Source organism: Corallococcus sp. bb12-1, from assembly GCF_026626765.1.
GTDB classification, from domain to species: Bacteria; Myxococcota; Myxococcia; order Myxococcales; family Myxococcaceae; genus Corallococcus; species Corallococcus terminator.
Map to the genome: position 1 here is coordinate 177301 of NZ_JAPNJZ010000034.1, position 11192 is coordinate 188492.

Genomic DNA, 11192 nt, shown 5'->3' on the forward strand with positions numbered 1-11192 from the left:
CGCGAGGAGACCGGAAAGACGCGCGACAGTACCCGGTCGCTTCGGGGAAAGGATCCCCCTGCCAAAGGCTTCGCGGGGGCCAGTGGTTTCAAGCCCTTGGCAGGTCTTGAGCATCAACCGTCCGCGTCCGGAAACGAATTCCGAGAAGGGCCGTCCGTGAGCCAGACGATGGGGAGCGTCACGGACGAAGCGCTCATGGACTTGTTCTGTCAGGGAGATCACTCGGCTTTCGAGGCGCTCTTCGCCCGGCACGCCGGACGTGTGCACGGGTTCCTGACGCGCATGGTGAGGGATGGACCGCTGGCGGAGGACCTCATGCAGACGACATTCCTGTCGGTCATCCGCGCCCGGGGGCGCTACGAGCCGGGCACGCGCTTCACCCCCTGGCTGCTGACCATCGCGGCGAACGCGGCCCGGGACGCCCTGCGGCACCAGCAGCACGTGGATGCCCATGCGCACGCGACCCCGGAAGGTCCCACGTCGGTGCCCGCGCCCGAAGGCGACCCGGTGCTGCGTCGGCGCATCGAGGACGCGCTCCAGCAGCTCCCCGTGGAGCAGCGCGAGGCGGTGGTGCTGAGCAAGCTGGAGGGCTGGTCCTTCGACGAGATCGCCCAGATGCGTGGCATCCGCGCGGGCGCGGCGCGGCTGCGGGCGCACCGGGGCTACGAGAAGCTGCGCGAGCTGCTCGGCGGGCTGGAGGAGGTCTGATGCCCGCCCCTTCCGACCCGCTGTCCTCGCCCCCGCCCCGGTTGGATCCCCGGGCGATGGAGCGCGCGCTCGCCGCGTCGCGCGCGGAGCTGTCCCTGCGGCAGCCGGTGCGGCGCTGGCGGTCGCAGGCGGCGGGGTTGTTCGCCGCGTGCGCGGGCATGGCGCTGGCGGTGACGGGCGTGCTCATGGTGCTGGGACAGGCCTCGGGTTCGGCGTTGATGGGCCGAGCGCCCATGCTGGCGATGCTGCTGTCCACGAGCGCGGTGTGTTCGTGGGGCGCGCTGGCGCCACGTCGTCGTCCGCTGCGGTGGGTGGGCGTGGGGATGGCGGCGGTGAGCGCGGCGCTGCTGGTGCTCACCCGGGCGGCGCCCCTGGGCCCGTCCAATCTTCCCGCCTGGGTCTGCACCGCGGGCCATGTGTCGATGGCGCTGGTGCCCCTGGTGGTGGCGGTGGTGGCGCTGCGCTGGACGGCGTTCGATCCGCTGCGCGCGGTGGTGGCGGGACTGGCTGCGGGCACGGTGGGCGCGTTCGTGGGCGAGCTGGCCTGCGAACAGGGCGCCGGACACGTGGCCGCGTATCACCTGGGCGCCTGGGCGCTCCTGGCCCTGATGACGTGGGGCCTGTCGAAACGACTCAAACCCCGGACCTACGCTCCATGAAGCACGACCCCTCTCTGATCCTGACAGAAGACGTGGACGGCGCGCCGGTGCGCATTGGCGCGGCGGTGATGATCGTCCGCACGGAGCCGGACGACCCCATCACGGAGCGGTTCCTGGACCGTGTGGGCGTCGTCGTGGCGCTGGTGTTCGATGATCCATCCCGGCAGTACCCAGCGGATCCGCTCATCCAGGTGCGCGTGCACGGCGTGGGCGAGGACCTGTTCTTCGCCCGCGAGGTCGCCGCCGTGCCGCAGGGTCACTTCATCGCGTTCGGTTCGTCCAGCTCCACGTAGTGGCGGAAGATGCCCTTCGGGTTGAAGGGCTGGGCGCGCTTGGAATTCTTGTACGCGGCGATGCGGGGACGCTCCGCGATGCGCTCACGCAGGGCCATCACGCCGGGCACCTGCGGGGCGATGCGGCGCATGGCGTTGGGGAACGCGTAGAGCAGGCCCTCCACGAGCTGGAACAGGCCCAGCTCCGGGTAGCTGAAGTCGCCGCCGAGCAGATACCTGCCACCGCCCCGCGTGTTCGCCTTCAGCACGCGTTCGAAATAGCCCAGGTACTTCGGGATGCGCTGGGTGCGGAAGACTTCGGCGCGGGCCTTCGCGGGCTCCTTCTGCTCTTCGTAGGTCTTCATCACCGCGATGGGATGGTGCGTGTCGTGCGCCTCCGCCACCACGTCCGCGACGGTGAGCTGGAATTGACGCGCGTGCAGCCGGGCTGCCTCGTCAGGGGGCACCAGGCCGAAGCGTTCGCCCAGGTAGGAGCAGATGTTGGGAGCCTGGGCGATTTCGAGGTCGCCCACCTTGAGCACCGGCGGCGCGTACGCGGGCACGGCCCCCTGCCCCAGCGCCTCCATGACGGCCCTGGCCCCACCGCCCTGTGACTCCGGCAGCAGGCCCACGTCCACCCAGTCCGCGCCCGCCTCCTCCAGCACCAGTCGCACGAACTCGCCACGGCCCGGGAGGCCCGGCCAGTAGTACAGGTGAAACTTCGCGTCGCTCATCGTCGTGTCCTCGCGTGGGAGCCGGCGCGCATCCTCCGCCCGTGAGGCCCCCGTAACGGAAGGACCGTGTCGGGGGAGGATTCAGTCCCCCACAGTCCAGCACGGGCGGGGTGTCGAAAACCGCTAGGATGCCAGCGCATGCCGCGCGGCCCGGGAAGGGTCCGGGGCATCCACCACCGGGGAGCAGGCACCTGTGATCAGTCCGTCCATGCGTTGGGTTGGCGTTGGCCTCCTGGGGGCCTTCGCCGTGGGCCTCTTCGTCGCCTCCGTCGTGCTGTATCGGAGCGCCTCCGACTTCCAGGCCCATGCCGTGAACGTGTCGGGCGTCATCAGCGGCCACGAAGAAGACCGGTGCAGCGGCAAGGACCGCAACAAGCGGCGCTACCACTACACCTGCTTCAAGTACCGCGTGCGTTACGACGCGGAGGGCGGCTCGCGGGAGGCACTGGTCGAACAGGTGCGCTCGGACCGACCGGACCGGATGGGTGAAAAGGTGGAGCTGCGTCTGGACCCGCGCACGCAGACGGTGTTCTTCGCTGGCGCCGAGGGCCCCTGGTTGGGCCCCGTCATCACGGCACTCTTCGGCCTGCTCTGCCTGGGAGGCGCCGTGCTGTTCTTCAAGCTCACCGACCCCAACAGGAGGTGACGCCTACCGGGGCATCCGTCCCGAAGCGCAGAAGATCATCTCGCCGATGTACGTGGCATCCGCCTTCGTGCGCTCCTCGATGAGGCGCGCATCGAGCGTGTCGATGCCGAGCTCCTCCTCCGTGGCCACGCCCCGCTCCAGGATGCGCGGAAGCATCGCGCGCATGATGGGGCCCACGGAATGGTGCATCTCCGGGGTCTGCACGATGGCCTCGGCCCGCAGGTGCTCCACCGTGAGGCCCGCCCGCGTGAGCGCGGAGGCGAGGCCGAAGCCCATGTGCACGTTCCCACCTTCGCGTTCGACGGTGCGCCACATCCACTCACGCACCCGCGCGTGAAGCGGGAGGGGCCTGAGACTCGTCGGCGCCACCGTCGAGTCGTGCTCCTGGAAGGCCATCAAACCCCCGGGGCGCAGGACCCGGGCCAGCCCGCGCAGCGCTTCCACGGCGTCCGGCTGATACATCAGCACGCGTCTTCCGACGGCGGCGTCGAACTGGCCGTGCTCGGAGGCGAGCGAGCGGAAGTCGCCCTCCACGAAGGTGATGCGGGAGTCCTGGACCGTCTCCCGCGCCATCGTGAGCGCGCGTGAATCGATGTCCACGCCCACCACCTGTCCGCGCTCGCCCACGAGGCGCGCGATGATCAGGGAGACCAGGCCCCTGCCGCAGCCGACGTCGAGCACACGCATCCCCTCGCGAATGCCCGCGTCGACCAACATGCGCTCCGTCACCGCGGTCACCGCTGTCGCCAGATCCACCATCGTTCCGCTCCTTGCCGTCCCCTCTCTGTAGGAGGGCAACGGCAGGAAGCGAAGGGCGGCGATTGGGAAGGCATCGGCCGATCTTTCGATTCGGCCCGGCAGCGGGCTGGGGCTTCACGGTCAGGCTCAATCCCTCCTTTGCGCCACGCGCTCGGGACGGTCGCCCTGGAGAACCAGGGCGGAGGCGACCTCACCTGTGTCCGAACTGGACCAGACAAGCACTTCCGTCCCTCTGGCGTACCCACGAACAAAGGAACGTGCGGCAGCGGAAATCGCGATGGCGCCACTCGCCGCCCCCGTGTCGCCAAGGGAGAGCGCGGGACACCGGGGCGCGGTCGGCAGGTCATGGGTGCCCGACAGACGCACGAGCGCACTTCCCCACTCCCGCGCTCGGGCATCCTGCCCGTTCAGGTCTCCATAGGCGTCGAGGACGACCCGGCGCCCTCCGAGGGTTCGCGTCAGGACTTCCGCCAATCCCAGCCCCGAGCCGGAACTCCGACGCTCTCGATTGTCGGGCTCCATCCCGACGTGGACCGCATCGATGAACGCCTCCATCCGGGCACCACGCCGACGCGCCTCGGTCTCGCCTTCCAGCAGGAGCGCCGCCGCGGCCTGTCCTGGCATCAACCCCACGGGTCGCTCCGGAGTCTTGAGCATCCCCCGTTGCGCCAGCCACATGACGTCGTCACCGCCCACGAGGCTGTCCACGGCCAGGACAATGACGCGCTTTACCCGACCCTCGTGAAGCACCTGCCCGGCCACATGGACGGCCTCCAGCACCGAGCCATGGCCCGACATGAAACGCCGCCCCGGCCCGGCGACGCCCGGCAGTTCCAACTCCGCCAGGACCGCTGGAACGAGCCGCTCTCCCAACAGCGCTTCGAATACCGGCCCCAGTTCCTCCATGCGCGGACGCGACAAGCAGAGGAAGACCGCCGTGGCGGACCAGAACGCCCGGTCCCCTCGATCCAGACCTGCGTACCGGACAAGGTCGCCCAAGGCATGCGCCGCCATGAGGGTGTAGAGCCCAAGCCCTTCGAACCCGTTCGTGAGGCCCTGGAGCGGATGCCCCACGACACGCGCCACGCCCTCCTCTTCATCCTCCGAGTAGACGTCGAAGCGCAGCGGCGCGGGGCGGGCCATGCCGCAACGAAGCGCCGCGCACGAAGAGACGACGTCGTCCCCCAGGGTGCTGAGCATTCCCATCCCGGTGAGGGCCAGCCGCATGACCGACTCCTGTTCGTCGTTCAGCCCATGACGGGTGACGGCAGTACCTGCGTGAGGTCCCGCAGGATGGAAGCGGGGATGAAATCGTACCGACCCTCGGTCTTCAGTCCCCGCATCCGGGCCAGCCTCACGAGCGCGGCCCCCTCGATGAACACCTGGGCCTCCGTGTGGTCAAAATAGGGATCCACCGGGCGGGTCTCCCGGTCCTGCTCGATGGCGATACGCCAGTCATCCGTCAGCGTCCGCAGCGCCTCCTCGAAGTCCCGCTCATCCGCGCGGAGCACGGCGTCGACAGCGCGCAGGCGCGCGGTCCCTGTCGCCTCCAGCAGGGCTGCCAGTCTTCGCCCATCCGTGGGCTCCACCTTCCCGTCGATGAGCGCGGGGAGGAGTTTGAAGAAGAGGAAGTCCTCCTCCTCTTCCACGTCGGACCACCACGTCCCTGGCATCAAGCCATCCATTTCCCGAGCCAGATCCCAGGCACCAATGCAAAGCGCATCCAGCAAGGGGAGGCCCCGGCTCCGAGCCAGGAGCGAGCGAGGGACGACCACGTCCGGCTCCTGCATGCGCAGCAGCATCTGATACGTCTCCGCGCTGCTGAAGAGGTTCTCGGCCAACTCACGCACATCATGGTGGGCCAGCAGATGGCCAATGCCGATGCGCCGGTAGAGCTGGCTGAGCTCCAACAGCTTCGATGGCTCCGGCTCCGCGTCCGAGAGCTGATCCAGGTGCCGCATCAGCAGGGTACCCAGGTTCCGGAGGGTGAACTCCAGCGTCTTGAGACTCACGTCAGGAACCCTCCCAGCGGCAGAACCGCCAGCCCGCTGTCCAGCCCCTGGGCCTTGAGCGCGTCCAACAGGTCGGAGCGGATGAGCTTCACGTCCGGGTGTTCCGCCAGCCGGAACAGCTTCGCGTCCGCCGGGATCTGGTCCTCCCGCACCTGTAACTTCTCGATGACGCAGATCTCCTTCACCCCGGGCGTGGTCGCTTCCTCATCAGAGAACAAGGTGAAGGAGGATCGTTCGAAGTCGAAGCAGGGAAACTTCAGCAGCGGATTGACGAGGAGGTATTTCTCGGGCCGGACCTTGCCCTTCTTGTCATGGAGGACAAACGGCAGAAATTCCGCCTGCACTCGGGTCACGCCCTCGGCTTCGAAGAGCCCGCACACGTTCTCCGAGGCAAGGATGAGTCGGGTCGTCGTATGAATGAAGTTCGTGAAGCGAGGACCCGACTTCGCTGAGAGTGTCACCACCGTGGCCGGATGAAAGTCCATCCCAATGGGTACGCCCCAGCGGGTTCGAATGGGCTTGGGGAGGTGGCGCCCGGTGAACGGTTCGGTCGCGGCGATCTCCGGGCCCGGGAAGTGCGGCAATGTGAAGTAGGAGAATCGGGTCTGGGGCATCGTGGGTCACAGTCCATGACTCGGGAACAGCAGTGGTCCTAAAGGGACAATTGCCTATTCACAATCTGTTCATACAAGCTTTGCGCCCGCGCATCCAACTCGCGCTTCAAACGGGCTCCCGCCTTCTTCTCGGCCTCGTGCGCATCCTCTTCGCTCGCGGCGAGCTCCTCGTCGATTCGCGCGGCGAGCTTCTCGATGGAGGACTCGACCTGCTCGGAGTACGCCTCATGCCCGGTCGAGCCCCAGGGACAGTGGGCCGGGAGCCCGAGGATGTCCGCGATGGTGACGTCATCCGGCAGCAGGATGACATTCTTCTCGTTGTGGACGTTCCACTTCGACTCCATCAACACGGAGAGGCGCTGTTGGAACGAGGTCTGTGCGTCGGACAGGCGCAGCATGCCGTTGCGCAGCGACGTGTCCGGGATGATGTGATGGTGCTCGTGGTCATACGGGTACCACGCTCCCAGCCGAGCAAGGTCGTGGTTCGGCGCGAAGCCCACGGGGGCCACCACGCCCAGGGCCTGGGCTTTCAGGCTCCCCGCCAATCCCAGGTACCGGGCATTGACGAAGCGCGGCTCCAGCGTGTGCCCGACCTCCCAAGCCTTGTCATTCATGGCCAGGCGCTTGAAGGCATCCGAGAACGCGTCGAAGTACCGGTTCAAGAGTTCGCTCGGGTCCAGCTTTCGCAGTGCCTCCACCTGCTTCAGCGTCACGAACCACCGGAAGTGGAAGCGGCCAGGGAGTTTTTCTCCGCTGGCCTTGGCCGCCGAACGCTCCTGGGAGAGGTCGCGCAGCCTCTTCTCCGACACCTCCCGATGGGCCTTGAGCGACTCTGCGTATTGCTTCTTGAGTTCGCCCTGCTTGCCGCGGACCTGCTCGACCCGGGAAGCGTCCGGCTTGTATTTCGCCGCACGCGCGCCCTTCGAGATCTTGAAGCTGTTGTTCTGGTAGTGGCAGGGGTGTCCCTGCCAGTCACCCTTGGGGATGTAGTGCTTCCAGATGCAGCCGCTCCCGTGGGGCTTCTTCTCGTGCTCCCGCTTGAGCGCTTTCTGTGTCTGGTAGTGCTTCGCGGCCACGGTTCCCCCCATCCAAGCCCTCTGGCCTGGGGGGACAGCATTGCCTGACAGGCCGTTGACGGCCACGAGTCGCTAGTGACCGCCGCTGGTGGCCTTCAACCCCACGATGGCCACCAACAACAACCCCAGGAAGAACAGCCGGGGCGCGGTGGCGGGCTCGTGGAAGAGCACCATGCCCATGACAGCGGCGCCGAACGCGCCAATGCCCACCCAGACCGCGTAGGCCGTGCCAATGGGCAGCGTCTTCGCCGCATAGGACAGCAGGCCCATGCTGGCGATGATTCCCGCGATGGTGAGGATGCTGGGAAGCGGCCGGGTGAAGCCCTGCGTGTACTTCAGGCCAATGGCCCAGGCCACTTCCAGCAGGCCGGCGATGATGAGGAGGATCCACGACGACATGACGCACCACTCCCGTGAGAGCGTCGTCTTGTCGTGACCGGGTACGGCGCACCTCGTCCGGGCTCCGAGCCCCCACCCCGGGGGCTCGCACGCATCCTCCACCCTAACCCCGCGCGACCTCCTCCGCCACGGCTTCCCGGGCGCTCAGAGCGAATGGCCCAACAGCCACGCGTAGACGTCATGCCCCGCCGAGCCATCGAACGTCCGACCCCAGGAATCGTGCCCGACGCCCGGGTAGAGCGTGAGGAGCGCCGCGGGGTTCGCGGCGGGCGAACAGGTGGTGTTCATCTGGTTCACCGGATTGATGGAGCCCCACTGGGAGACCTGTCCATCCGCCGTGCCGTGGAAGGCCCACACAGGCAGCCCCGACGCCGCCGCCGGGCAGAGGTTCAGGCTGGAGGCATTCCCCGCGATGGGGAGGATGGCCGCCAGCTTGTTGTAGTGCACCGCCGCATAGGCCCAGGTCTGGATGGCGCCCGCGGAGATGCCCGTCAGGTAGATGCGGCTGGGGTCCACCCGGTAGTGCACCTTCGCGTACTCGATGATGGCGTCGATTTCCCCCACCGAGATGAACGCGTTGAAGCGCTGGGGCGCGATCAGGATGAATGGAAAATCACGTCCGTTGCGGATGAGCCGGGGCGGCGCGTTGAGGCCCATCACCTTCTCGAGGGCCGTCGCACTGCCATTGCCCACTTCCCCCGTCCCATGCAGGAAGACCACCAGCGGGAACGTTTCGGTGGGCGCGTCGTCGTAGCCCAGGGGCAGATACTCCCAGAAGCCCAGGCTCATCCCGGGCACCGTCCCATACGGACGGGCCAGGATTTCTCCCTGTGCCGCGAAGGCACCCTGCGCGGGAAAAACCACCAAACCCAAGCACAACATCAGACGGCGCATTGCAGTCATGAGTCCTCCCAGGGGAGGACCCAGTCTAACAAACATGCCTGGGGTTTAACTTGAAAAACATGTAAAACTAGATAGAATCAACATCAGTGTAAAAGTCCAGAAAGGACTCCCTGCCATGAAGCTCAAGAACGTAGGCATTGCCGCGGGTGTTTCCCTGTTCGCGTTCGGCCTGGTGGCGGAGGCGGCGGAAATCTTCCGCAATACCGGCACGCTCTCCGGCTGGAACGCCATCAATCGGGAGCACAACGGCACGGTGAACGAGGTGACGAACGTCACCTATGAGGGGCCGACGGCGCTCAAGGTGACGCAGATCTACGACCCGTCCTACAACGGCCGCTACCATTCAGAGGTCGTGAAGAACAACGTGTACCGGCGCGGCGACACGGGCTTCTACGGCTTCGCGTTCCGGCTGCAGGCGGACTGGCAGTTCCAGCCCCAGTCCTACAACATCGCGCAGTTCATCGCGGACTTCTCCAACACCGGCTGTGACGACTACATGCCGTCCACCATGGTGTGGCTCTCCGGCAACCAGCTCTTCACGCGCGTGAAGCAGGGCTCGGTATGCAATCAGAAGACGGTCACCTTCGGCAACCTGGCCACGGTGACGGCGGGGGAATGGCACAAGGTCATCATCCAGGCGAAGTGGGCCAGCGACGGCACCGGCTTCTTCAAGCTCTGGTTCGACGGCATCAAGGTGCTGGAGCAGTACAACCTGAGCACCACCGTGTCCGACGACCGCTACTTCCAGTTCCGCGTCGGCCTGTATGCCAATGGCTGGTACGACAACGGCTACATGCAGGGCAGCCAGGGCAACCGCAGCATCTGGTTCGACGAGATCGCCGCCGGCACGACCTTCGCCGACGCCGATCCCTCCCAGTGGTAGCCGCGCGCTAGGCTTCCGGAAACGCGACCGCCGGGCCCAGGACTGGGGGCACGGCGGTCCGCGTCTGCTTCTCCCGCCGCGCCAGCTCCCGCGCCCCCAGGAAGCCCCTGCCGAGCACACCGAAGATGAAGATGCGGATGACGAGTCCCATCAGCGCGGACACGCCCGCCACATTCTCCGAGGTGATCGCCAGATACACCGTGGAGAGGGTGTCGAACGAATACAGCAGGATGGCCAGCAGGGGCGCCACCCGTGAGCGCTTGAACATGAAGAAGCCCAGCACGGCCAGCACGCCTCCGAAGAGGAGGTTGGACGCGCTCACCGGGAGCTGCTGGCGCACCTTGTTCGTGATGACGAGCGACACCATCGCGAGGCCCACGCTGAAGGCCGCCAGCCCGTAGAGCAGGAACGTGGCGGTGCGCACCTGCTGGACGGGATCCGTCGCTTCGTCGGGCAGTGGCGCGCCGTCGCGCAGCACCTGTAGCTCCGGCGTCGGCACGTGGAGCAGCTGCACGTGCAGCACGCTGTCGTCCGGGAGCTTGAACTCCACGCCCTGCTCCAACTGGAGATGGTCGGCCACCTCACCGACGGGCTGGTCGTCCAACTCGACCTTCAGGTCCCGCCAGTTCCCGCTCCAGGACAACTCCAGGCGCCGGGGACCGCCCTCTTCCAATGCCAGCTTCAATGCACCCATCGATGGACTCCCTTCCCCGGCTCAGAGGTGGTTGTACAGCCCCAGGAAGGCGAGAAAGAGCATCACCACGTGGAACCACCCCACGTTGCGCGCGATCAGCGCCGGATCCCGCCCCGACGCGGGCGCCGTGCCGGCCTCGATGGCGTTGAGTTCCTGCTGTCCCAACACCAGTCCGACGACCCCCGGGGCGAAGCCGCAGAAGCCCACGGTGGCGAACACCAGCGACAACATGGCCCGCCCGGAGGGCTTCTCCGTCCGGCCCAAATCCTGGCAGGCGGGACACAGCCCGTGCGCCCCGAGCCACTTGCGGCACAGGACACACGTGAAGGTGCCACACCGGGTGCAGGTGCCTTCCGCGAGCGTTTCAGGATGTCTGGGACAGAGGGCGGCGGGTGCTGCTTCCATCCCAGACGCATACCATTCCCGCGCGGTGTCACGGAATCCCCCCAGCCTGTGTCTTGGAAAGACGTGAAGGATTGGGAATTCCGGAGGGCTCGGCACGAGGAGACGCGGCGCAGTGGCTCCCGGTCGCCTAGACTTGGGGCATGTGCCGGAACATCAAGCCCCTCTTCAACTTCGCGCCCCCCGCCACCGACGATGACGTCCGCGCGGCGGCGCTCCAGTTCGTCCGGAAGATCGCCGGCACGCGCAAGCCGTCCAAGCAGAACACCGACGCCTTCGATGTCGCCGTCGAGGAGATCTACCAGAGCTCGAAGCGCATGCTCGAAGGACTGGTGGCGACGACCCCGCCCAAGGACCGGGCGAAGTTCGAGGCCCTCAAGAAGCTGCGCTTCAAGAGGGCCGAACCCCGCTGAAGTCTCAGGGCACCTGGG

The 11192-nt window shown here is 67.0% G+C and carries 16 protein-coding genes and 1 riboswitch; of the genes, 6 read left to right on the forward strand and 10 right to left on the reverse strand.

What is annotated here, in order from left to right; genetic code table 11:
• Positions 1 to 168 precede the first annotated feature (168 nt).
• From OV208_RS39915 to OV208_RS39925, 3 genes are read left to right on the forward strand one after another with little or no spacing between them, the layout of a single operon-like run.
• Positions 169 to 708, forward strand: coding sequence for an RNA polymerase sigma factor (locus OV208_RS39915; protein ID WP_267579236.1), 540 nt, complete (start codon positions 169 to 171; stop codon positions 706 to 708).
• Positions 708 to 1367, forward strand: coding sequence for a DUF1109 domain-containing protein (locus tag OV208_RS39920; protein WP_267579218.1), 660 nt, complete (start codon positions 708 to 710; stop codon positions 1365 to 1367). The genes OV208_RS39915 and OV208_RS39920 overlap by 1 nt, the downstream gene beginning before the upstream one ends.
• Positions 1364 to 1660 (forward strand): Carotenogenesis protein CarS, encoded by a 297-nt coding sequence (locus tag OV208_RS39925; protein WP_267579219.1) that lies wholly within the window; start codon positions 1364 to 1366, stop codon positions 1658 to 1660. Before OV208_RS39920 ends, OV208_RS39925 begins: the two co-directional genes overlap by 4 nt.
• Here the strand turns inward: OV208_RS39925 and OV208_RS39930 are convergent.
• Positions 1624 to 2373: a glutathione S-transferase gene (locus tag OV208_RS39930; RefSeq protein ID WP_267579220.1), complete on the reverse strand. Its 750-nt coding sequence runs from the start codon at positions 2371 to 2373 to the stop codon at positions 1624 to 1626. The two genes, OV208_RS39925 and OV208_RS39930, sit on opposite strands and share 37 nt — an antisense overlap.
• 208 nt (positions 2374 to 2581) lie before the next feature.
• Here OV208_RS39930 and OV208_RS39935 point away from each other — a divergent pair, with 208 nt between their 5' ends.
• Positions 2582 to 3019 (forward strand): DUF3592 domain-containing protein, encoded by a 438-nt coding sequence (locus OV208_RS39935; RefSeq protein WP_267579221.1) that lies wholly within the window; start codon positions 2582 to 2584, stop codon positions 3017 to 3019.
• Between the two features lie 3 nt (positions 3020 to 3022).
• Here OV208_RS39935 and OV208_RS39940 read toward each other — a convergent pair whose 3' ends face one another.
• The 7 genes from OV208_RS39940 to OV208_RS39970 form a co-directional block, all read right to left on the reverse strand.
• On the reverse strand, positions 3023 to 3778 hold the full coding sequence (locus OV208_RS39940) for a class I SAM-dependent methyltransferase (RefSeq protein ID WP_267579222.1): 756 nt from the start codon (positions 3776 to 3778) through the stop codon (positions 3023 to 3025).
• Positions 3779 to 3904: 126 nt separating this feature from the next.
• Positions 3905 to 5005, reverse strand: coding sequence for a hypothetical protein (locus tag OV208_RS39945; RefSeq protein WP_267579223.1), 1101 nt, complete (start codon positions 5003 to 5005; stop codon positions 3905 to 3907).
• A 20-nt stretch (positions 5006 to 5025) separates the two neighbouring features.
• Positions 5026 to 5790: a hypothetical protein gene (locus tag OV208_RS39950; protein ID WP_267579224.1), complete on the reverse strand. Its 765-nt coding sequence runs from the start codon at positions 5788 to 5790 to the stop codon at positions 5026 to 5028.
• Positions 5787 to 6404 carry a hypothetical protein gene (locus OV208_RS39955; protein WP_267579225.1) on the reverse strand — a complete coding sequence of 206 codons (618 nt, stop codon included), beginning with the start codon at positions 6402 to 6404 and terminating at the stop codon, positions 5787 to 5789. Before OV208_RS39955 ends, OV208_RS39950 begins: the two co-directional genes overlap by 4 nt.
• Positions 6405 to 6442: 38 nt before the next feature.
• On the reverse strand, positions 6443 to 7480 hold the full coding sequence (locus OV208_RS39960; RefSeq protein ID WP_267579226.1) for an AHH domain-containing protein: 1038 nt from the start codon (positions 7478 to 7480) through the stop codon (positions 6443 to 6445).
• A 72-nt stretch (positions 7481 to 7552) separates the two neighbouring features.
• A complete protein-coding gene (gene sugE, locus OV208_RS39965; RefSeq protein WP_267579227.1) occupies positions 7553 to 7879 on the reverse strand; it encodes a quaternary ammonium compound efflux SMR transporter SugE in 327 nt (108 codons plus the stop codon).
• 17 nt (positions 7880 to 7896) lie between these two features.
• Positions 7897 to 7968, reverse strand: a riboswitch (guanidine-III (ykkC-III) riboswitch).
• Between the two features lie 55 nt (positions 7969 to 8023).
• Positions 8024 to 8761, reverse strand: a complete 738-nt coding sequence (locus tag OV208_RS39970; RefSeq protein WP_267579237.1) for a dienelactone hydrolase family protein — start codon at positions 8759 to 8761, stop codon at positions 8024 to 8026.
• 136 nt (positions 8762 to 8897) lie between these two features.
• Here OV208_RS39970 and OV208_RS39975 point away from each other — a divergent pair, with 136 nt between their 5' ends.
• Positions 8898 to 9665: a polysaccharide lyase gene (locus OV208_RS39975; protein WP_267579228.1), complete on the forward strand. Its 768-nt coding sequence runs from the start codon at positions 8898 to 8900 to the stop codon at positions 9663 to 9665.
• 7 nt (positions 9666 to 9672) lie between these two features.
• Here OV208_RS39975 and OV208_RS39980 read toward each other — a convergent pair whose 3' ends face one another.
• Together OV208_RS39980 and OV208_RS39985 are read right to left on the reverse strand one after the other, a co-directional pair.
• Positions 9673 to 10359, reverse strand: coding sequence for a hypothetical protein (locus tag OV208_RS39980; RefSeq protein ID WP_267579229.1), 687 nt, complete (start codon positions 10357 to 10359; stop codon positions 9673 to 9675).
• Between the two features lie 21 nt (positions 10360 to 10380).
• Positions 10381 to 10764 (reverse strand): hypothetical protein, encoded by a 384-nt coding sequence (locus OV208_RS39985; RefSeq protein WP_267579230.1) that lies wholly within the window; start codon positions 10762 to 10764, stop codon positions 10381 to 10383.
• Between the two features lie 140 nt (positions 10765 to 10904).
• On the opposite strand from OV208_RS39985, the gene OV208_RS39990 reads away from it, so the two are divergent.
• Entirely contained in the window at positions 10905 to 11174 is a 270-nt protein-coding gene (locus tag OV208_RS39990) for a DUF2277 domain-containing protein (RefSeq protein WP_267579231.1), read from the forward strand.
• The last annotated feature ends 18 nt before the right edge of the window (positions 11175 to 11192 follow it).